19 protein-coding genes, 1 tRNA gene and 1 pseudogene are annotated in these 19,289 nt (G+C 59.3%); 6 read left to right on the top strand and 15 right to left on the bottom strand.

What is annotated here, in order from left to right; translation table 11 throughout:
- Positions 1–65: 65 nt before the first annotated feature.
- The 3 genes from PPP56_RS01450 to PPP56_RS01440 form a co-directional block, all read right to left on the bottom strand.
- The gene (locus tag PPP56_RS01450; protein WP_353562048.1) at positions 66–1,130 is read right to left on the bottom strand and encodes a helix-turn-helix domain-containing protein; all 1,065 of its coding nucleotides are present in this window, start codon (positions 1,128–1,130) and stop codon (positions 66–68) included.
- A gap of 204 nt (positions 1,131–1,334) precedes the next feature.
- A tRNA-Pro gene (locus PPP56_RS01445) sits at positions 1,335–1,409 on the bottom strand.
- A 171-nt stretch (positions 1,410–1,580) separates the two neighbouring features.
- The gene (locus PPP56_RS01440) at positions 1,581–1,895 is read right to left on the bottom strand and encodes a MerR family transcriptional regulator (protein WP_353562046.1); all 315 of its coding nucleotides are present in this window, start codon (positions 1,893–1,895) and stop codon (positions 1,581–1,583) included.
- Between the two features lie 232 nt (positions 1,896–2,127).
- On the opposite strand from PPP56_RS01440, the gene PPP56_RS01435 reads away from it, so the two are divergent.
- Both PPP56_RS01435 and PPP56_RS01430 read left to right on the top strand, forming a co-directional pair.
- On the top strand, positions 2,128–3,048 hold the full coding sequence (locus PPP56_RS01435) for a DMT family transporter (protein WP_353562044.1): 921 nt from the start codon (positions 2,128–2,130) through the stop codon (positions 3,046–3,048).
- A gap of 200 nt (positions 3,049–3,248) precedes the next feature.
- On the top strand, positions 3,249–4,094 hold the full coding sequence (locus PPP56_RS01430) for a R2-like ligand-binding oxidase (RefSeq protein WP_353562042.1): 846 nt from the start codon (positions 3,249–3,251) through the stop codon (positions 4,092–4,094).
- A gap of 365 nt (positions 4,095–4,459) precedes the next feature.
- Here PPP56_RS01430 and PPP56_RS13860 read toward each other — a convergent pair.
- The 8 genes and pseudogenes from PPP56_RS13860 to PPP56_RS01390 form a co-directional block, all read right to left on the bottom strand.
- A pseudogene (locus PPP56_RS13860) lies at positions 4,460–4,831 on the bottom strand (CvpA family protein); the annotation flags it as partial.
- 31 nt (positions 4,832–4,862) lie between these two features.
- Positions 4,863–5,321: a GatB/YqeY domain-containing protein gene (locus tag PPP56_RS01420; RefSeq protein ID WP_353562038.1), complete on the bottom strand. Its 459-nt coding sequence runs from the start codon at positions 5,319–5,321 to the stop codon at positions 4,863–4,865.
- 270 nt (positions 5,322–5,591) lie between these two features.
- Positions 5,592–7,397: a phosphoenolpyruvate--protein phosphotransferase gene (ptsP, locus tag PPP56_RS01415; RefSeq protein WP_353562036.1), complete on the bottom strand. Its 1,806-nt coding sequence runs from the start codon at positions 7,395–7,397 to the stop codon at positions 5,592–5,594.
- On the bottom strand, positions 7,394–7,678 hold the full coding sequence (locus PPP56_RS01410) for an HPr family phosphocarrier protein (protein WP_353562034.1): 285 nt from the start codon (positions 7,676–7,678) through the stop codon (positions 7,394–7,396). The genes ptsP and PPP56_RS01410 overlap by 4 nt, the downstream gene beginning before the upstream one ends.
- Before the next feature lie 79 nt (positions 7,679–7,757).
- The gene (locus PPP56_RS01405) at positions 7,758–8,735 is read right to left on the bottom strand and encodes a polyprenyl synthetase family protein (RefSeq protein ID WP_353562032.1); all 978 of its coding nucleotides are present in this window, start codon (positions 8,733–8,735) and stop codon (positions 7,758–7,760) included.
- Between the two features lie 101 nt (positions 8,736–8,836).
- Positions 8,837–9,472 carry an adenylate kinase gene (locus tag PPP56_RS01400; RefSeq protein WP_353562029.1) on the bottom strand — a complete coding sequence of 212 codons (636 nt, stop codon included), beginning with the start codon at positions 9,470–9,472 and terminating at the stop codon, positions 8,837–8,839.
- A 39-nt stretch (positions 9,473–9,511) separates the two neighbouring features.
- Positions 9,512–10,006, bottom strand: coding sequence for a hypothetical protein (locus PPP56_RS01395; protein ID WP_353562027.1), 495 nt, complete (start codon positions 10,004–10,006; stop codon positions 9,512–9,514).
- Between the two features lie 71 nt (positions 10,007–10,077).
- Positions 10,078–10,623 (bottom strand): phage holin family protein, encoded by a 546-nt coding sequence (locus tag PPP56_RS01390; RefSeq protein ID WP_353562025.1) that lies wholly within the window; start codon positions 10,621–10,623, stop codon positions 10,078–10,080.
- Positions 10,624–10,906: 283 nt separating this feature from the next.
- Here PPP56_RS01390 and PPP56_RS01385 point away from each other — a divergent pair, with 283 nt between their 5' ends.
- Complete coding sequence (locus tag PPP56_RS01385) at positions 10,907–11,176, top strand: NifU N-terminal domain-containing protein (RefSeq protein ID WP_353562023.1); 270 nt, start codon at positions 10,907–10,909, stop codon at positions 11,174–11,176.
- Between the two features lie 91 nt (positions 11,177–11,267).
- On the opposite strand, the gene PPP56_RS01380 is transcribed toward PPP56_RS01385, so the two are convergent.
- The 3 genes from PPP56_RS01380 to PPP56_RS01370 form a co-directional block, all read right to left on the bottom strand.
- Positions 11,268–12,365: a hypothetical protein gene (locus PPP56_RS01380; protein ID WP_353562021.1), complete on the bottom strand. Its 1,098-nt coding sequence runs from the start codon at positions 12,363–12,365 to the stop codon at positions 11,268–11,270.
- Positions 12,366–12,417: 52 nt separating this feature from the next.
- Positions 12,418–13,599, bottom strand: a complete 1,182-nt coding sequence (locus PPP56_RS01375; protein WP_353562019.1) for a 2-oxoacid:ferredoxin oxidoreductase subunit beta — start codon at positions 13,597–13,599, stop codon at positions 12,418–12,420.
- A gap of 69 nt (positions 13,600–13,668) precedes the next feature.
- Positions 13,669–15,597, bottom strand: coding sequence for a 2-oxoacid:acceptor oxidoreductase subunit alpha (locus tag PPP56_RS01370; protein WP_353562017.1), 1,929 nt, complete (start codon positions 15,595–15,597; stop codon positions 13,669–13,671).
- Between the two features lie 449 nt (positions 15,598–16,046).
- On the opposite strand from PPP56_RS01370, the gene PPP56_RS01365 reads away from it, so the two are divergent.
- Positions 16,047–16,427 carry an ApaG domain-containing protein gene (locus tag PPP56_RS01365; RefSeq protein WP_353562014.1) on the top strand — a complete coding sequence of 127 codons (381 nt, stop codon included), beginning with the start codon at positions 16,047–16,049 and terminating at the stop codon, positions 16,425–16,427.
- A 128-nt stretch (positions 16,428–16,555) separates the two neighbouring features.
- Here the strand turns inward: PPP56_RS01365 and PPP56_RS01360 are convergent, their stop codons facing one another.
- Positions 16,556–16,840, bottom strand: coding sequence for a hypothetical protein (locus tag PPP56_RS01360; protein ID WP_353562012.1), 285 nt, complete (start codon positions 16,838–16,840; stop codon positions 16,556–16,558).
- 103 nt (positions 16,841–16,943) lie between these two features.
- Here PPP56_RS01360 and PPP56_RS01355 point away from each other — a divergent pair, with 103 nt between their 5' ends.
- Together PPP56_RS01355 and PPP56_RS01350 are read left to right on the top strand one after the other, a co-directional pair.
- On the top strand, positions 16,944–17,819 hold the full coding sequence (locus PPP56_RS01355; protein WP_353562010.1) for a thymidylate synthase: 876 nt from the start codon (positions 16,944–16,946) through the stop codon (positions 17,817–17,819).
- A gap of 204 nt (positions 17,820–18,023) precedes the next feature.
- Complete coding sequence (locus PPP56_RS01350) at positions 18,024–19,061, top strand: polyprenyl synthetase family protein (RefSeq protein WP_353562008.1); 1,038 nt, start codon at positions 18,024–18,026, stop codon at positions 19,059–19,061.
- Positions 19,062–19,289 lie beyond the last annotated feature (228 nt).

The raw sequence follows: 19,289 nt of genomic DNA, 5'->3' as shown, positions 1-19,289 counted from the left end.
AGTACCGTGCAGAAGAGAGCGTATACGCAAGGCGTGTAACAAAGCAAGGGGAGCAGTACGCGCAGCTACGGGATGCGGAGCGTGTCGGCAGGCACAGGCAGTTCGCTGGCCGGGGAGGTGCGGGTCGTGTCGGCCCATGCTTCCAGGTCGGTACGCGAGAGCACACGGCGCCCCTGTGCATCCAGCGGCTCTAAGGACATAGGACGCTCTTCAATAAAAAGCGTAAACTGATCGAACTGGCCTTCTATAACGATGCGTTCTTGAAACGGGAGCACCACCGCATCGCCTTCTTCGACCCAGTATGGACGGCGCAGGTCGTTGTCGCGCTGCACACGTACACCGTCAACGTTTCCCCCATCAGCCCAGATCGTTGCATGGATAGTCGCCCCTAACTGTACAGGAGGCCCGTCGGGGCCATCGTCGAGCGATTCAGGGGCGTCATCGGGTTCTGTTGTAGGTGCAACCGCCTCGGCAGCGGTCTCCTCATCCACATCAGGTTCATCTGGAGCCGCCTCGCCGTTACCTGAAAGCATCACCAACCCGAAGATGCCGCCGCCTACAATCAGCAATATAACGAGGCCGATAACGACCGGCTGCCACGCCACATGAAACGCCCCACCCGACGCCGAATTAGCTTTGCCTCCATCCCCTGCTGTGGCGTCCGGCGACGACGTCCATCGGCGTGCTGACTTCGGATTGTCTGCCTTCGTATCTGCTTCCGTAAGGGAAGACGCAGTGCCTCCCCCACCTGTCTCCGCTGTGGTGCCTTCTTCTTTCGCAGCCTTTTCTTTTTCTTCCGGCCATTCAACGGAGAGAGGCTCTTCGTCGAGCTCTTCGACAGCAAGTTCGTTCGCGTAGCGGTTGTTGAGGGCAGCCTGCAAGTGTTTGAGCACACGCTCGGGTGGCGTAACGCCGATGAGGCGCGCATACGACTTCGCAAGCGAACGAAGGTAGACCTGGTTGAAAGACGTGCGTTCGAAAAGCGATCCGGACTCAAAGTCTTCAAGCACGTCATCGGAGACGCGCGTGGCTTCCTGAATGTCGTCACGCGACACGTCGCGGGCGTCCCGGATGCGGGTCAGGTCGTGTACGAATCGCTGAATGGAGGCTTCGGGGGCTGTATCGGGCATGCGGTAGCAGTTCCAGCGTCTGTGTCAGGGGGGTGGGGGGACCATAAAAAACGTCGCTTCCAGCACAATTGCCAGAAACGACGCAGACCAGACGGCTAAGATGCACATGGTGGAATGTACTGAGGCAGTACCACACCGTGGGATCCGCCTCGTTCTGCTTCGTGCACCCAGCCCTTGCTTGTGTAGAACGGTGTGCAATGTGTGTCGGGACACCCGGATTTGAACCGGGGACCTCCGCTCCCCCAGAGCGGCGCGCTAACCGGGCTGCGCCATGTCCCGAATGGTATGCTCTCATAACAAAAGCCACCGCCAAGGTTTCCGCAAGTGGTTCACGGAAAACGGACGGAGAGTCGCATAGGCGTTCTCTGCAAGGGGTGCGATGCTTTAGACGCTACATCTGCACAGTTTTCACAGCGCTTCGTCTTCCCTTATACCTCCGACTCTCATTCCTTAGAGCTGGTCAGACAGTTCTTGTAGCAGGCCACGAAGATTATGCAGGTTACGCACCACATGCTGGCGGCTGCTTTCTCGCTGCAGTGCTCGACGGGCTCCCTCAATTGTGTACTTCTCTTCTTTTAGCAGATACTGAATGCGCTGTGCCACCTTAAGATCGGCATGTGTATACACACGCTGCCCAGATGCATCTTTGTCGGGCTGAAGCGCATCAAACTCCGTCTCCCAGTACCGCAGTACGTGGGGCTCAAGCCCCAGCTTCATACTGACCTCTCGGATCGAGTACATCGATTCGCTTTGATTATCTTTCATAACACATGCGTATCTCGTCTACTCTCTTCCATTTCACTGGGCCGCTCATGCGAAGCCATTACCTGACGGCAACCACGGCTGCATGACGCTTTCTACTCGTTCTCTTTTGCTGCGCAGTGCACACAGAAGGCTGTTATTTTACGGTTCCTCAACGATTGTTCAAGCCTATGCACCAACGCATAGCAAGTTGCGAGGTACTACGACGTGTTCTCTGCTTACAGCCCCAACATGCATGGCCTCCTCTACCGCTTCGCGCTCCTGGCGCTCCGATCTCTCTTTAATCGCCGTGGTGTTCATATGGGGGGCCAACTTCCCTATCTTGAAAGCCGCGCTGGAGGCTATGCATCCGTTTGTGCTCAATATCTTTCGTTTTAGCATCTCAGTGGGGCTCCTGGGCATTATCTATGCATGGACGCGCCAGAATGCTTCGTTCTTTGCACCGATTCGTAAGCGCGGAAAAGCCGTGATTGGACTCGGCCTGATGGGGTATTTCGTATATCAGATTCTCTTTATCGTCGGTGTAAACAATACGACAGCCGGAAGCGCTGCGCTCATCATGGCCGGCGCTCCGCTCTGGACGGCCCTCATTGGGCGCCTTACCGGGCTCGAAACGCTGCGGGGAGTTGCCTGGATTGCTCTGCTCGTATCGCTCGTAGGTACGGTGCTTGTCGTGATAGACAGCGCCAATAGCTCAGTTTCTCCACTACAGTCCGGCATGCTATTCGGAAACCTGGTCATGCTTGTCGGGGCTGTGGTCTGGGGTGCATTTACGACTTTCAACAAGGCCGTTGTGCACAACGTATCGCCGCTTGGCGTTACGTTTTTTGGCCTCCTTGTAGCCTGGCCGCTTCTTATCGCAACTGGTATTCCGTACTGGTCAACCGTCGACTGGTCAGCTGTAGACGCGTGGGTATGGTGGGCTATTATCTACTCTGGCGCTCTGTCGACAGGTATCGCATTCGTAATCTGGAATACTGCTGTCAAAGAAGTAGGACCGTCTAACACCGCCGTATACAACAACCTGGTCCCTTTCGTCGCTGTGCTCGGGGGCGCTTGGTTTCTTGGGGAGTCCGTAACGCTTCTGCAGATTATCGGCGGCAGCCTCATCATTGGAGGCGTTGTGTGGATGCGCCGCATCCGAAGCAAGACGTAAAGCACACTTTTCGCGCGGTGGTGTCTCTTCCCGGGCGAATGCTTCGCCTGTGCCGATCGCTCCGCCACAAAACACTTCTCGATCACCGAACGAGCCAGCAACGAGCGTCGGGCTGTTTTCTCTTTTCTCTTGCACAGCCAAGTTTATTGTTGTATTTTGGAGCGTACGGTCTCCTCTCTTTCTTTACCTTTGCTGTTCCTATGCCTGACCTACTTACAACGACCCGCAAACGCCTCAATCTGGACAGCCGCCCCATGCAGCTCTGGCGCAAGGCCAAATCGCTCGGCACCTGGGACCCTGCAGCAATCGACTTTTCCCAGGATGCTAAAGACTGGGCCGGATGCTCCGATCGTGAGCAAGACCTGCTGCTACGCCTAACTGCACAGTTTGAGGCCGGCGAGGAATCCGTCACGCGCGACCTGCTCCCGCTCCTGCTGTATATGAGCCGGCACGGACGTATCGAGGATGAGATGTTCTTGACCGCCTACCTCTGGGAGGAGGCCAAGCACGTAGAGGGCTTTCACCGCTTTCTTGATGAGGTGATTGGCACAGAAGACGACCTCGACAGCTATCTCACCCCAGCCTATCGCACGCTCTTCACCGAGCGGCTTCCAGATGCTATGGACGCGCTGCATACCAACGGCGACCCGGCGACCCTGGCCCGCGCCTGTGCCACCTACCAAATTATCGTAGAAGGCACACTCGCCGAAACAGGATATGGGGCGTATCGCGCGGTGCTCAAAGAGCGCAACCTATGTCCTGGCATTCGCGAGTTGGTCACCTACGTACAGCGCGATGAGGCCCGGCACGTTGCTTATGGCATCCACCTGCTCACTTCGCTTATCGAAGAGCACGACAGCGTCGTATGGCCCGTCATTGAAACGGCTCTCAGCGACGGACTTGCGCTTGTCACCGAGCATATTCACGAGACTCTCAGTCCGTACACGGCCCCCTATCCATTTGACATTACCCCGGATCTGTTTGTGTCGATGGGGATGAGCCAGTTTGAGAAGCGGCTTTCTGCTCTCGAAAGTGCGCGCCCGTAGCAGGCGTGTGCCCACTCGCAGCAGGCCCGCCCATGGCAGCACCGCAGAGGATTTGGTGGTCCGAGTCTTGAATGGCTCAGGTGCTACCATCCGGCCCGTTCAGCTTCTTCATTCGAGGACGCTGCCGTATCCTCAAAGAGTCCGGGCGTATCGTCGGGGTCGGGCACAACGATCGGGAAGAGCTGGGTCGACGACTCGAACCTGGAGGTCGCATCACCGCCGTTTAGAGCACCTGGAAAGAACTCGTGTAGCTCTTCTGTCTCGCCGATGAAAGCAGCCGTATGGTCCCACGCTGTAGGTAAGGCCTCGCGCACAGGCTCGTAGAACGCTGACGCCTCTCGCGTTTCCGGTGCGGGCCATCCTGCATGTGCAAGCAGCAAGAAGAGGCCACTCACGACCAGAATCACTTTCCCCCCGGCAACAACGCTACCCAGCACGCGATCTAACAGTCCGAGCCGTAGCGCCTTCACTACGCGCTCGAACATGCGTACAACAAACGCCACTCCACCATATACGCCGAGGAAGATTCCGGTGAACGCCAGGAGTTCAGCAAACATAGGCGATACCTCCCAGGCCTCAACCATGTAGGCTCCAAACGGGCGCATGAACTGCACCGCACAGATGAACGCGATGATCATGCCGACCAGACTGGTGATCTGGCGCAGTCCACCGGCGGTATAGCCCCGTACCAGAGCCAGGGCAAGTATGGCAAGAATGCCAATATCGAGAAGAGACATGGTCGTATTCAGGGCTTCCTGGAATATGTGGTCATCCGGCGAGCTTTTGCTTTACCACCTGCTGCACGCGCCCGCCATCTACTTTGCCGCGCAGCTTGCTCATAGCTGTTCCCATCACCTGCCCCATATCAGCCATCGACGAAGCACCTGTGTCTGCAATGATTTCGTCAATCACAGCCTCCAGCTCATCATCGGTCAGTGGGTCAGGTAGGTAAGCCTTCAGCACGTTTAGCTCGGCTTGCTCTTTCTGAACAAGATCGTCGCGCCCGGCTTCTTCAAACTGCTCGATCGACTCTCTGCGCTGCTTGGCTTCTTTACGGACAACCGTCAGCATTTCTTGCTCCGAAAGCACCGCCTCATCCCCCGACCCATCGCGGGCGGCGATCTGCTTTTTCTTCAGTGCTGCGAGCAGCGAACGGAGCGTACGAAGACGCACCTTGTCCTTGGCTCGCATGGCGTCTTTAATGTTATCGGTGAGTTGGTCTAACATGTTGACCTAAGAAAATATACAAAAGGATCGTGTATTCTCGAATATGTGCGCATGCCCTGTGCTCAGTGCGCTACCAGACGGCATGCAAATCAGCGTATGTTGGATGCGCAACGCTGCCTGATGTTCGCTTATACAGATGCTTTCACCATTGCCCTACCGCCCCAGTTTCTTATCGCAACCCTGGGTCTGCGGGATTCTGTCGCGGGGATTCTGTCGCAGGCATCCTGTTGCTTCCGGCTACCTACTACATGATGCCTACTGCACAGCTATCTACTGCGTGATGCCTTGTGCATGCTGCCACTCCGTGCAGAGAGTGCGCACGCTCTTTGCATCGCGCGCAGCACACGCTTCCTTAGCCAGTGTCTCAGCTTCCGCACAGTCGATCTGTGCTACAACCGATCGTATTCTGTCGATGAACGGAGGCGCCATGCTCAGCGTGCGAATCCCAAGTCCGAGCAGCACCGGTACGGCCACCGGGTCAGATGCGACCTCTCCGCATATACTTACAGGAATGTCGGCATGCTGTGCAGCGCGTACGGTTTGCCGCATAAGCGCAAGAACCGCCGGATGCAGCGCATCGGCGTAGTGCGCCACCTCTGCGTTGTTTCGAGCCGCAGCCAGGGTGTACTGCGTCAAGTCGTTCGTGCCAAGCGCAAAGAAGTCGACGTCCTCAGCAAACTGCTCGGCCTGCAGCGCCACTGCCGGCACCTCAACCATGATACCAATTTTCAGGTTTGCGGGCCGTTCTGCAAGCCCTACCGCATCAACAACCTCGTCAATGCGGTCATGGATTGCTACGACCTCGGCCTGTGTTGTGACCATGGGGAGCAGCATGCGCACTGCGCGCTGTTCAGACATACGCACGATAGCACGCAGTTGGGGCTCGACCAGGTCGGGCCGACCCAGAAGAACCCGGATGCCCCGCAGCCCCAGAAACGACCCCATTTCCGGACCCGTCGCGGGTTCTGTCTTATCGCCCCCGATGTCAAGCAGCCGGATCGTCAGGGGCTGGTCGTCGGCAAGTACGTCCATAGCTGCTGCGTACTGCTCGTACTGCACCTCTTCGTTCAAGTGCTTGCGCGACTGCATCATGAACAGCATTTCGGTGCGCAGTAGTCCGATTCCTTCAGCGCCCTGCGCCGCAAGCACCCGGTACTGGTCTGCAAACTCGACGTTGGCCAGCATCTGGATGCGCGTGCCGTCGGCCGTGTAGAGCGGCCCTGCTGACCGGGCGGCACGGTTGTCTGCCTGCGAGGCTTCATGGTCCTGAAAGGCAACGCGCGTCTCCGTACTCGGACGCACCACAACCTCACCGGTGGATCCGTCAAGCAGCAGCCAATCTCGGTCGTTTACATGGTCGGGCAGGTTGGTCGCCCCCATCACCGTTGGAAGCTCCAACGCGCGTGCAATGAGCGCCGCGTGCGACGTAGGTCCGCCCGTTGCTGACACGCACCCGAGCACGTTACCCTGGCTAAACCGGATGATATCGGCTGCAGAGAGCGTGTCGGCGACTACAATGCCGTGCCGGCGCTTGGTATCGGGCATCTCTCGGTGCTGCAGGGCGCGCAAGAGCCGGTGCTCCGTATCCCGAAGGTCTGCAGCGCGCTCTTGCAGGTACTGGCTATCGCTCTCTTCGAGGCGTGTGCGGTGGCGCTTAAGCACAGCATGAACGGCAGCACTGGCATGCTCGTCGTGCATGTGGATGCGATCGCGTACCGCCTGAAGCAGCGTTTCGTCGCGCAAGATCATGGCCTGTGCCTCAAAGATGGACGCGCTCTCACGTCCCAAGCGGTTCTGGGCCAGATCAACGACCGTCTTCAACTCGCTGAGCGCGCGGTCCACCGCCTGCATGAAGCGGGCCTCCTCGTCCGAAGCGGCATCAGACGGAAGCGGCGTCGTGTCGATGTCAACAGAAATGGGGGGGTGGTACCAGGCTGGTCCTAAGGCTGTGCCGGATGCGACTGCATACCCCGAAAGACGCACTTCTGACGTTACCCGCTCTGGGTCGGGGGCTCGTTTGCCTTCTTCTCCATCGGATTCGTCATCGGACGATCTGCTGTCTGTTGGTTCGCTCATTCTGACTTAGCCGGTTCTTTTTCCCCAAAGCCACGATCGAACAGGTCCTTAAGCGCCTCAAGCGCTTCTTCTTCATCGGGGCCGTCTGCTTTAAGCGTGAGTTCGGTACCCTGCTGCGCAGCCAGCGTCATTACGCCAATCACGCTCTTGCCGTTGATCTCGTGCACGCCTCGCTTGATGAAGATCTCTGATTCGAACGTGGAGGCCGTGCGCACAATGATAGAGGCCGGACGCGTGTGTATGCCAGCTTTGTTTGATACGACGACAGTCTGTTCGGTCATGCGATACGCAACAGCAAATGCAAAAGGAGGAGAAGGCCTGGAATGCCTCTTCGAGCCTGTTTTCTTGATCTGGGAGTTTTTAGTAGGCACGCTCTTGAAGCTGGTTGAGCAGGTCGAGCAGCGCCATACGGGCGGGCCCCTCCGGAAGGATGTCAAGGGCGCCGTGGGCCGCCTCGGTGTAGCGTGCTACCGCGCCACGCGCTGCTTCAAACACGCCCAGATCTTGCATCGTCTTCTGAACGGCCTCAATCTGATCGGGCGGGCAGCCCCCCTCTTCAAAGAGCGTACGCTTTAGCATGCGATGCGTTGCTCCCGACGCCCGTTCGAGCGCCATAAGGGTAACGAATGTCTTCTTACCGGCTTGCAGGTCGCCTCCAACCGCTTTGCCCCAGTCGTCGTGGTCGGCAATCACGTCAAGCAGGTCGTCTTGAATCTGGAAGGCGCGCCCGATAGCCATGCCGGCATCGTGCAGCTGCTCACGGGTTTCGGGGGATGCGCCCCCTATGACGCCGCCCCATGCCATACACGCAGCCAGAAGCGCTCCGGTCTTGCCATCGATCATGCGCATGTACGCGTCGACGGATACCTCGGCACGGGTCTCGAAGTCCGTGTCGAGGGCCTGCCCCTCGCAGAGCGCGTTGACCATGGGGTGGTAGACGTCGAGCAGGTCTTCGGTTGGAGCTTCAGCATCGCACAGCAGACGGGTGGCGCAGCCCATGAGCCAGTCGCCCGCCAGGATGGCGGTGCTCTCGTCCCACTTCGTATGCACAGTGGGCCGTCCGCGGCGCTCAGGAGCCGCATCCATGATGTCGTCGTGCACGAGCGTGAAGTTGTGGAAGACCTCCGCAGCCAGGGCGACCGGTTCGGAGACGTTGGGGGCAACCCCGTAGGTCTGTGCCGTAAGCTGAACCAGCACCGGACGGACCCGCTTTCCGCCTCCGTTGAGCACATACCGAATCGGAGCGTATAGCACGTCAGGCTTGCGACCAGCGACGAGTGTCGAGAGAGCGGCATCGCATCGCCTGCGAAGCGTGTCTACGGGCACGAAGTCGGACATATCAAGACTGCTGTGAACGGATCTTAACGAGCCCCTCGCTGCGCATCCCTCTGAAACACGCGCGTTGGCATTGCAGGCGCGTTTCCTGAAATGCGAGAGGGTCAGGTGTGGGCTTCAACGGCTTCTGTGATGCGTGCGTGCACGTCGCTGGGCGTGCCGGTGCCATTGACGGGGACGAGCAGATCGCGCTCCTTGTAATAGGTTTTCAGCGGTTCGGTCTGGTCGCGGTAGACCTGCAAGCGATTGCGCACCGTTTCAGGCTTGTCGTCGGGGCGCTGGATGATGAGATCGTCGTCGACCTCGTCTGGCGGCGGGTTCACGTCGAGGTGGTAGTTCTCGCCGGTTTCGGCGTGCACGCGGCGCTTGGAGAGGCGATCCACGATCTCTTCGTCGGGGACTTCGAGGCTAAGCACGGCGTTGAGCGGCGCGTCGTGCTCGGTCAGGAACGTGGTCAGCCACGTGGCCTGCTGCAGCGTACGCGGATAGCCGTCGAGGATGAAATCGTCATAGTCTTCGTCGGCAATGGCACCTTCGGCCAGCTTGCGCACTACGGCGTCGGGGACGAGCTCGCCCTTTTCGACGTACGACTTGGCTTCGAGTCCGACGGGGGTCTCATTTTTCATAGCGGCCCGGATGATATTTCCGGTAGCGATCTGCGTGAGGTCGTACCGGTCAACGAGCTTGCGGGCCTGGGTGCCTTTGCCCGCGCCAGGCGGGCCAAACAGAAGTAAGCGCATAGGGGATGCGGGGGGTTGAATGGAAAAACGAAAGGGTGGTTACGCACTATCGGCGCTGTTGGATGGCTCGTCGAATACGCGGTCGGCGAGGCGGCGCGACACTTCGATGAGCACAACCTGAACCACGATCTGTAGCGCTCCACCCACGGCGCGCTGCAGGAGCCCGGGCGCCTCTGGAGATGGAGCTGCTTCGACCAGCACCGGCACCCGGTCGCGCAAAACGTTGTCGACAATGGTGTCGGCGTCGGCACCCGACTCGATGGCGGCGCGCAGGTCTTCTTCTACCGCAGTAGCGTAACGCGTGGCCCACTGGCTGCGGGTACGGGGGCGGCTGAGCAGACGGCCTACGACCCACCCGGCTGCCAGGGCCCCAGCCGCGCTAACGAGTGGGTAGGCGCGCAGCTTCTGGCGTACAGCAGTTTTGATGTCGTCGGCTTCGTCGCGCAGCGCGTCAAAGCGCGAAAAGAGCGATTCTTGCGCCTCTTTAAGCTGCGACGATACGTCTTCGCGCGACGAGGATGAGGAGGTCGGCATAGAGGAATATGGTCAAGATGAAGCAGTCGACGACGGGGAGCCGTTTTCGCGGGGGAGCGCCTTCGGCCTGTTCAGCTGGCAGAGGCCGAGGAGCTGCTGTTAGGTGCATTGCTGGCAGGTGCATTGCTGGATGATGGGGCCGTGGCAGCCTCTGCGGACTTCTCAGGGGGCTCGGAGGATGCCGAAGCGCCATTGGATGCTGCCGCTTCTTCGCGGGCCTGCTTTTTTGCTTTCTGCCACTCTTGGTAGAGCTTCGTGCGCACCAGCGTAGGCTGGCGGGACCGCACGATAGCAGCCGTGGCGCCGAGTCCGATTGTCACGATCAAGAACCCCCAGAACGGATGCCCGAGCAGCCATCCCAGTCCCAGTGCTACAGTTACCAGCGTAAAGAACGCGGCGAGGCCTCCAAACACAGCGAGGATGATGCCAATCACGACGGCGTTGAGGCGCTCGTCGAGCTTAGCTTCGAGATCCATCACTGCCAGGTCTACACGCAGGTCGACCCAGCGGCGCAGGTCGGCCACCACGCCCTGAGCATGCCCCGCAATGCGTTCCATGCGGGTCTTCGATCCGTTCGGCGAAGCAGATGGGTCAGACGCAGGGGAAGTCGGCTCCATAAGATGCGGCGTGATACAAGATTATAGGTAGTCGTTAATATAGCGGTTCAGCATCATATCGCAAGTGAATACCTGGTTCACTCTTCAGGGGGAACCGTTCAGGTCCAGGCACTTTCGCCTGCATCGTCAATATACCCCACATCGGTCTCCAGTTGTTCGCTGCGGCCTCTGCACATACGCGACATATGAGCACCCAGTCGCGTCTGTGTATCCGCAGCAAGGCCCCGCAGCCAGGACCCTCACTGCACTATCTGTACTCTGTATTGCGTTCACCTGATATTTCATGACAATCGAAACTGACCCAACGCCCAACCCGAACAGCGTAAAGCTCACCCCGAGCAGTGGCCCCGTTACCGAGGCGTCGATGCTCGCGATCAAGACCGCAGCTGATGCGGAAGGCGACGCGCTCGGAGAAGCCCTCATTGGCATCGACGGCGTTGTCGATGTATTCATGACCCCTGCTTTCGTGACGATCACGAAGACAGATGACACATCGTGGGGTACTATCTTGCCCAGGGCCCGTGCCCTTATCACCGAGCATCTAAGCGCATAATGTGAGCACGTAAAATAGGCTCGCAGCCTGATCATGCGCCGAATCGAAGCCGTGTTGCCTTCTCCGAACAGGTCGGTAGAACGCGCCTCCACTACGAATCCAGGCTTGGGGATTCGGGGCTACGCAGGCTCTTTTCATAGACAAATGACTGAAGGGCCTGTACGGAGGGCGGCCACCAATCGGCGCGATGGAGTGTGCCGAGACGAGCTACACGCTGACCGTCTGGCACGACGCGCTGCACCCGGTCGTACAATCCCTCGCGGCAAAGCACCGGACCTGCCGCACTGGCACGACCAGCCACCCAGGCGCCGGCCTCGTCCAGGCCAGCGTACTCAGCCCACCGCACGTGCAGCCCCGACTGTATCTCGGGGGCGCCTCTGCTAAACAAGAAGGTCAGGTCGTCGGCATAGGCATGGGGGGCGTCTTGCGCTTCAAGGAAGGCCTGCTGCATCTGCAGGGTGCCCGGAATGCTCTCATGTGCCGGAATCGCTCCCCGCATGTGCGCAAGCGACTCAAGATATGCGTCCGGCGCGAGTCCCTCAGGTGCCCAGATCAGCCCCACATGCTGCGGCGCACGGCCGTCGTAGACCAGAATGTCCTCGGCCAGCGCCTCGCGCTCATCGGCCGACTCATTTCCATCGAGCACGACCACTGCAGGACGCTCGACGTACGTCCATGCGGCATCGTCGTCGTTCGCGCTGCTGTTGCCACTCCCCAGCGTCAGTATGGGCATCCCTGCTGGAACGGTGTCCTCCCACTGCACAGGTGCCGCCTCCGGTACCGGGTTCTGTTCGCTATTCTGTTCGCTATTGGCCTGTGTACGAACGGCCTGCAGCAGATCTTGAAGCAGCGGCTGCACATGCGTGGTGCTCACATGCACCGTGACTCCTCGAAGCGTCAGGTAGACGATCAGCGGCAATCCATACAGCGGGCGCTGGCCCTGCAGGTGAAGGTGTGCCGCAGTCACATCCAGCTTCGGGGCTGCGGCTACAGACTGCAAGGAAGCCCGCAGGCACGCATCCATCTGCTGATTGACCGCAAAGGTGATGTGCTCCTCTGTAAAGGGGTAGGCCTCTGTTTCGCAGGCCCTCGTAATGCGATCAACGCGGGGCCCATAGTCGGGGTCAGTCCATGCTTCTGCAGTTTGATGCAGGGCGTCTGCCCAGATGACGCGGTCCAGTGAGGCCATTTCCGGAGAACGTGGATTAGGGATAGAGGCAAAATGGAGGCAGTGCAGATTCTTATCCTTCGATGGTCCAGGTATCGCCCTGGTGGAGCAGCGTCTGCAGATCGCCAGCGCCCCGTTTTTCACGCACTGCGTTGATCTGTTCATGCAGCTGCTGCTCATACGTAGGCCGGTCCGTCTGGTAGAGCACGCCAAACGGGCGCGGTAGATCGGGCTGATCGAACATGCGGCCGAGGAGATGCGCCATCTCGCGGTTGCCGCTATCATAGACCAGACAGTCGCTAACCGACCAGCGTCCATTCGTCAGGTCGACCGCTTCAAGCGTGAGTCCGTCGAGTCGGAGCCCTTGGTCGCCATCGGCAAACGTAAGCGGCGCGCCGTCTTCCACGAAGAGCGCACGGTCGGCCTTTGTGTTGCGGTCGGTGAATTCGAAGAAAGCCCCGTCGTTGAATATATTGCAGTTCTGGTAGATCTCCAGAAAGGCCGTTCCGGCGTGGTTGTGCGCGGCTTTCATCATGGACTTCATGTGCTTCGGGTCGCGATCCATGGTGCGCGCCACGAACGAGGCATCGGCTCCAAGCGCAACGGCCACCGGATTAAACGGGCGGTCGAGGGATCCGTGAGGGGTACTCTTTGTCACTTTGCCCACCTCCGAGGTCGGACTGTACTGACCTTTGGTGAGGCCATAGATCTCGTTGTTAAAGAGCAGCACTTGCGTATCCAGGTTACGGCGGCACAGATGGATGAGGTGGTTCCCTCCAATCGAGAGCGCGTCACCATCACCTGTTACGATCCAGACATCGAGTTCAGGATTGGCGCACTTCAGCCCGGTTGCAAAGGTGGGAGCACGGCCATGGATGGTGTGCATCCCATATGTGTCCATGTAATACGGAAAGCGCCCGGCGCAGCCGATGCCGCTGATGAACACCACGTCTTCTTTTGCAACGTCAAGCTCGGGCAAGAGGCGCTGCATGGTAGCCAGAATGGCATAGTCGCCACATCCCGGACACCAGCGCACGTCCTGGTCGCTCGAAAAGTCCTTACGGGTCAGGGCGTCACCGCCGCTATCGCCGCCGTAGCCGGGTGGCAGCGTCGGCTTCTTGGGCGACGTTCCGCGAGGCGGCCCGGCTGGTTTTTTTGCACCGGGCGGCCCAGCCGGCTTCTTGGCGCCAGGGGGCCCGCTCGGTTTCTTGGTGTTGTCGGAGGCCGTTCCGTTGGAAGAGGTTGAGTCAGCCATGATTCTATGTTGAGCTTAAGTGGGTCAGAGCAGCAGGGTCGGGACGGCGTAACAGGCAGGTTGGCGTGTTTAGGAGGCTACAGCGGGCGTGCCTGTGGCCTCGTTCGTAGCCTCATTGATCGCTGCGCAGATCTCTTCAGCGCGGAAGGGCCGTCCCTGAATCTTGTTTAGCGGCACGAAGTCGGCTTTGTACGCATCGCGGAGAAGCCGGATAAGCTGTCCGTTATTGAGTTCGGGGACGAGCACGCGGTCGAATCCGTCAATGATTGCCGCAAGATCTGCGGGCAGTGGCCATACGTAGCGCAGGTGGGCTGCACTGACCGCCGTGTCTTGCTCGCGGCACCGCCTGACCGCCTCGTCGATGGCGCCTTTGGTGGAGCCCCACCCCAGTACCAGGAGCGATCCGGTACGCGGCCCCGTTACGGGCGTAGGCGGAATGGTCTGTGTAACGCGCTGCACTTTCTCCGCGCGCAGCTTCACCATGCGCTCGTGGTTGGCCGGATCGTACGACACGTTACCGGTCTTGTGCTCTTTCTCCAGCCCGCCGAGGCGATGCTCCAATTCGGGCGTACCCGGCACAGCCCATGGACGCGCCAGCGTGTCGCTGTTACGCACGTACGGAAGAAACTGCGGGTTGCCGTCACCATCGGTCGTCATGTTGGCGTCGGTTGGAGTGGTGGTCTGCTCCACCTCAAACGGAGGCAGGGTGTCGACATCGGGAATGCGCCAGGCTTCCGACCCATTGCCGAGGTATCCATCGGCCAGAAGCATGACAGGCGTCATGTAGGTGGTTGCGATGCGGCAGGCCTCGTAGGCCATGTAAAAGCAATCGCCTGGCGAGGCCGGCGCCAGCACCGGAAGTGGGGCTTCGCCGTTGCGCCCATACACCGCCTGTAGAAGATCGCTCTGCTCCGGCTTAGTGGGCAGTCCGGTAGAGGGACCGCCGCGCTGCATGTTCACCACCACGAGCGGAAGCTCCGTCATTACGCCCAGCCCAATCGCCTCGGTTTTCAGGGCAACGCCCGGACCGCTTGTGCCACAGACCCCGAGGGCTCCACCAAAGCTGGCCCCGATCGCTGAACCGACCGCTGCAATCTCATCTTCAGCCTGGAACGTAGCCACACCGAAGTTCTTGTGCTTGCTGATCTCGTGCAGGATGTCGGAAGCTGGCGTTATCGGATACGATCCATAGAAGACCGAGAGGCCGCTCTGGGCGGCAGCGGCTACGAGTCCGAGCGCTACGGCTTCGGCGCCGCGCACCGTGCGGTAGGTGCCCGGTTTCATCGAGGCCGGGTCGACCTCATACCGCACGCCGATGGCTTCTATCGTTTCAGCATAGTGGGCGCCCTTTTCGAGCACCGTGAGGTTGGCCTCACGGATCGCCGGTCGGTCGCCGAACTTCTCGCGGATCCAGGATCGTGCGGGCTCAAGCGGGCGCGAGTACATCCAGAGCGTCATACCCAACGCAAACATGTTCTTAGAGCGATCGACCTGCTTTTTAGACAGATCCGTATCGCTGAGCGCCTCGCGGGTGAGTGTGGTGAGCGCTACGTCGATAACGTGGTAGCCCTCAAGCGTGTCGTCGTTCAGCGGATCGGCGTCTTCCCAGTCGGCAAGTTCCAGGTCGCGCGGGGTAAAGGCGTCTGTATTGAGCAGCACCGTACCGCCGCGTCGTACACGCGGAAGATGTACTTTCAGCGCCGCAGCGTTCATCGCCACGAGCAGATCGACCTTATCACCAGGCGTGTTGATGTCAACTGTACCAAAGTGCAGTTGAAATCCGCTTACGCCATACGTCGTGCCTGCAGGGGCGCGTATCTCGGCGGGGTAGTCAGGCAGCGTAGCCAGATCGTTGCGCGCATGCGCCGAGGCAAGCGTAAACTGTGAACCGGTAAGCTGCATCCCGTCGCCCGAGTCGCCTGCAAAAAGCACGGTGGCCTCAGGAATCGAGCGGAGCGCAGTATCAGATGAGTGGGCTGAATCGGAGGGCGTAGTCATGGGTGCCTCTCAGGTTGAACGACAAAAGCGAAGATCCGTGTGTTATGTTGTGTGTTGCACCAGGTAGTATGCGACACCCAGTCGGTGACGCTTAGGTTGGTGCTGTTGGTGCTGTTGGTGCTGTACTACCTTAGTGCTGTGCTACGCGGCTCTATGTTATGCGGCTGCATGCCTGCTACACATGTTGCATGTGCTGCATTACGTAACTGTGATGTCAGATACGCAGAGGGAAGATGCGTAAAGGTACAGTTTGTCAGTCGTCCCATTTGGCCAACCGAACGAGAACGTGCGTACCGGGAGACCCTGTCTCACACCCACATGGAATTCCCCAGACAAAGCGCCGCGAGCGAACAATACGTTACATCTGCGTAACAGACAGTGTGCAGGCAGGCATTGTATCTGCTCTGCATTGTACCCGCTTCTCTGTTAATCCCTTAATGCGTCTTCACATGATTGTTTACACAGCGACCACGTACGGCGTCACTGCTCGGGTGTGGCCCGTTTACCTGGACGACCCTTCGAGCTTCATGGATATGGAGTTTGCTTTCAGTTACGCAATCCATCTCTACAACCGCGGCCATGAAGACCTGGAGCTGATCCGCAAGCGATTCACAATCAAGGAGGCGACCGGACGGCTACAGGCCACCGAAGGCGATGATCTGGGCAAGCGCCCTATCATCCCCGCAGGCCGCAAGCACGTGCTTGATGAGCGCTGCACGGTAAGCAGCTTCGACGCCGTCGTAGAGGGCAACTACCTGGCGCAGCGCCCCAACGGCGAACGTGTGCGCATCGCCCTCCCATCGTTTCCGCTACATGCCGCCGCAAACTAAGTAAATCAGGGGATTGACAGGTGTTGGCCCCAAGATAGGCCGTCCGAGTAGCACGCACTGGGCGAGCTATCTTAGAGCTATCTTATGGGCAGGCTCTCTTAGAAGCACCTTGCCCGAGTCTTCCGGGCTTACGCAGCAACCATCTCAACACGGATGTCGTAGTCGGGCGTCGTGAGCACAATCACCTCGTTGCGGTCGGCGAGGCCATAGTCTTCAATTTGCTCAGGCAGGGCCTCTTCGGGGGTATCCAGTTTGAAGAGCGCATCAGCCACCACGTGCCAGTCTTGGGTGGTCAGATGCACCGTTGCGTCGCGCCCTTCAGCCACCATCGGCGCATAGTTGAGCACCTTCTCCAGATGGTTAACAGCCTGCTTGATGTGCTTGTTTATCGGGATGTCTGGGTCCACAGCCATGGCGGAAACGTGTTGGGTTGAGGTAGCGTGTCTATTGTCGTGGTGATGCCGAACGGCATCCCAAAAATGGACGTTCCCTCTTCCCCCGTACGTATCGGCCTGTATGGACAGCTATCTTTCGTATTTGTCGCGTATTTTGCAGCAGGGCACCCCCATGCCCGACCGCACCAGCACCGGCACCCTGAGCCTGTTTGGCGAGCACCTCCGCATCGACCTGGATGAGGGATTTCCACTTCTTACTACTAAGCGTGTATGGATGCGCGGCGTGATCGTTGAACTGCTGTGGTTTCTGCGCGGCGAAACGAACATCCGCCCGCTTGTAGAACAGGGCGTCTCGATCTGGACGGACTGGCCCCTGCAGCGCTACCAGGAGGCAACGGGCGACTCGCTTTCACAGGAGGCATTCGAGGAGCGGATCTGCACCGATGCCGCGTTCGCCCATGAGTGGGGCGAACTCGGCCCGGTGTACGGACGCCAGTGGCGTAGCTTTGACGGCGTCGATCAGATTGCGCGCCTGGTCGAGGCGCTGCGTGCGAATCCCTACTCACGGCGGCACCTGGTAAGCGCCTGGCACCCGGCCGACGTCGACGAGATGGCTCTCCCGCCCTGTCACTATGCGTTTCAGTGCCACGTAGAACCCGTCTCCGACGGCCCCGACCGTCTCTCGCTGATGTGGCAACAGCGCTCAGTCGACTCGTTTCTGGGCCTTCCGTTCAACATAGCCAGTTACGCGCTGCTCACCCACCTGCTGGCCCAGCAAACCGGGTACGAGCCGGGTACCCTGCACTTCAGCGGCGGCAACTGCCATATCTACCAGAATCATCTCGACCAGGTACGCACCCAGCTGAAACGCACGCCGTATCCGCTTCCGCATATCACCATCCAACCTGCCGATTCAATCTTCGACTATCGCGTCGAAGACATCACCCTGCATGACTACCAGCATCATCCGGCGTTGCCAGCGCCCATTGCGGTGTAGCCCGATTGCAGGGTAGCCCCCTTGCAGGCAGGGTAGCCCCCTTGCAGGATAGCGGCGCACGATATATCCTATCGCCTGCCTTGTCGTGTACAGACGTAACGCGGACGGTACCCCTACGACAAAAATGTATAACGAGCGGGCAAACTTTAACGATAGATGCTACGTTACGTGAATCCGACCTTTCAATGATTACTGAAAACTGCGATGATAGACGCCTCGGTGTTCACGTCGAACCGCTCGTCGGAGCCTTCGTCTCGCGAGCGGTCGTTGCCGACTACGCTGGATGCCATCCGCGCCCCCGTGGCAGATGAGCTGGATGCGTTTCGCCCGTACTTTCGCGAGGCGATGGAATCAGACCATTTTCTGCTTGACAAGATCACGCAGTACGTGCTCAGGCAGAAGGGCAAGCGCATCCGCCCGCTGCTCGTGCTGCTGTCGGCCAAGGTCTGTGGCGAGGTTAACGAGATGAGCTACCGGGCCGCTGCGCTCGTAGAGCTCTTGCATACCGCTACGCTGGTGCACGACGATGTCGTCGACGACGCCGACACGCGCCGTGGCATGTTTTCGATCAATGCCCTCTGGAAGAATAAGATCGCTGTGCTGATGGGCGACTTTCTTCTGAGCCGGGGCCTGCTGCTCTCGCTGGACCATAACGACTACACCGTGCTGCATGCACTGTCGGACGCGGTGCGCCGCATGAGCGAGGGCGAGCTGCTGCAGATCGAAAAAGCCCGCTTTTTGAATATCGACGAGAAGACGTACTTCCGTATTATCTCCGACAAAACCGCCTCGCTTATCTCTGCTTGCACCACGAGCGGCGCACTCAGCGTGACCAACGACGAGGAGATTATCGAGCGGATGCGGACCTACGGCGAAAAGCTCGGGCTCGCGTTCCAGATCCGCGACGACCTGTTCGACTTCGGAGCAGTCGATGCCGGTAAGCCCGTTGGCATCGATATGCAAGAGAAGAAGATGACGCTCCCCCTGATTCACGCGCTGGAGCAATCCTCGAAGTCCGAGCGCAAAGCCGTTATGAAGCACGTACGCACCGACGACAAGTCGGCCGAAGACATGCAAGCGATTGCCACCTTTGCTAAAGAGCACGGAGGCATTGCATATGCCCGTGAGCGCATGGAAGCGCTTGCTACAGAAGCGTATGAGTTGGCCGAAGCATTTCCTCCCTCAGAGGCGCGCGATGCACTGCTTGGACTGACTCAGTTCACAATTCAGCGGAAGCGGTAATGTAAGCGGTAATTTGGCAGGGCCTGCCGTGCTGCTGCTGCGTTGCCATTCCGCTCTCTATGAACCTGTTTGGGTTTTGGTTTGCGGGCAAGAGCGAGCGCCGCTGCGGCGAAAATTGAACCACGATAGAGGTTCGTAGCCGGGGTTACGGGCCGACACGAGGGCGCAAGCCCGACTGACACCCGTATATCGGGGACAATTTGCAGTCCAGCGGAGCCGATCGCAGCC

Source organism: Longimonas sp., from assembly GCF_040409695.1.
Classification (GTDB): domain Bacteria; phylum Bacteroidota; class Rhodothermia; order Rhodothermales; family Salinibacteraceae; genus Longimonas.
Note: the sequence above shows the minus strand (reverse complement) of the source record. Positions and strands in the feature narration are given on the sequence as shown.

Bases quoted from the DNA above. Each gene is read 5' to 3' on its own strand.
- PPP56_RS01450 (WP_353562048.1), bottom strand. From the start codon at position 1,130: ATGCCCGATACAGCCCCCGAAGCCTCCATTCAGCGATTCGTACACGAC.
- PPP56_RS01440 (WP_353562046.1), bottom strand. From the start codon at position 1,895: ATGAAAGATAATCAAAGCGAATCGATGTACTCGATCCGAGAGGTCAGT.
- PPP56_RS01435 (WP_353562044.1), top strand. From the start codon at position 2,128: ATGGCCTCCTCTACCGCTTCGCGCTCCTGGCGCTCCGATCTCTCTTTA.
- PPP56_RS01430 (WP_353562042.1), top strand. From the start codon at position 3,249: ATGCCTGACCTACTTACAACGACCCGCAAACGCCTCAATCTGGACAGC.
- PPP56_RS01420 (WP_353562038.1), bottom strand. From the start codon at position 5,321: ATGTTAGACCAACTCACCGATAACATTAAAGACGCCATGCGAGCCAAG.
- ptsP (WP_353562036.1), bottom strand. From the start codon at position 7,397: ATGAGCGAACCAACAGACAGCAGATCGTCCGATGACGAATCCGATGGA.
- PPP56_RS01410 (WP_353562034.1), bottom strand. From the start codon at position 7,678: ATGACCGAACAGACTGTCGTCGTATCAAACAAAGCTGGCATACACACG.
- PPP56_RS01405 (WP_353562032.1), bottom strand. From the start codon at position 8,735: ATGTCCGACTTCGTGCCCGTAGACACGCTTCGCAGGCGATGCGATGCC.
- PPP56_RS01400 (WP_353562029.1), bottom strand. From the start codon at position 9,472: ATGCGCTTACTTCTGTTTGGCCCGCCTGGCGCGGGCAAAGGCACCCAG.
- PPP56_RS01395 (WP_353562027.1), bottom strand. From the start codon at position 10,006: ATGCCGACCTCCTCATCCTCGTCGCGCGAAGACGTATCGTCGCAGCTT.
- PPP56_RS01390 (WP_353562025.1), bottom strand. From the start codon at position 10,623: ATGGAGCCGACTTCCCCTGCGTCTGACCCATCTGCTTCGCCGAACGGA.
- PPP56_RS01385 (WP_353562023.1), top strand. From the start codon at position 10,907: ATGACAATCGAAACTGACCCAACGCCCAACCCGAACAGCGTAAAGCTC.
- PPP56_RS01380 (WP_353562021.1), bottom strand. From the start codon at position 12,365: ATGGCCTCACTGGACCGCGTCATCTGGGCAGACGCCCTGCATCAAACT.
- PPP56_RS01375 (WP_353562019.1), bottom strand. From the start codon at position 13,599: ATGGCTGACTCAACCTCTTCCAACGGAACGGCCTCCGACAACACCAAG.
- PPP56_RS01370 (WP_353562017.1), bottom strand. From the start codon at position 15,597: ATGACTACGCCCTCCGATTCAGCCCACTCATCTGATACTGCGCTCCGC.
- PPP56_RS01365 (WP_353562014.1), top strand. From the start codon at position 16,047: ATGATTGTTTACACAGCGACCACGTACGGCGTCACTGCTCGGGTGTGG.
- PPP56_RS01360 (WP_353562012.1), bottom strand. From the start codon at position 16,840: ATGGCTGTGGACCCAGACATCCCGATAAACAAGCACATCAAGCAGGCT.
- PPP56_RS01355 (WP_353562010.1), top strand. From the start codon at position 16,944: ATGGACAGCTATCTTTCGTATTTGTCGCGTATTTTGCAGCAGGGCACC.
- PPP56_RS01350 (WP_353562008.1), top strand. From the start codon at position 18,024: ATGATAGACGCCTCGGTGTTCACGTCGAACCGCTCGTCGGAGCCTTCG.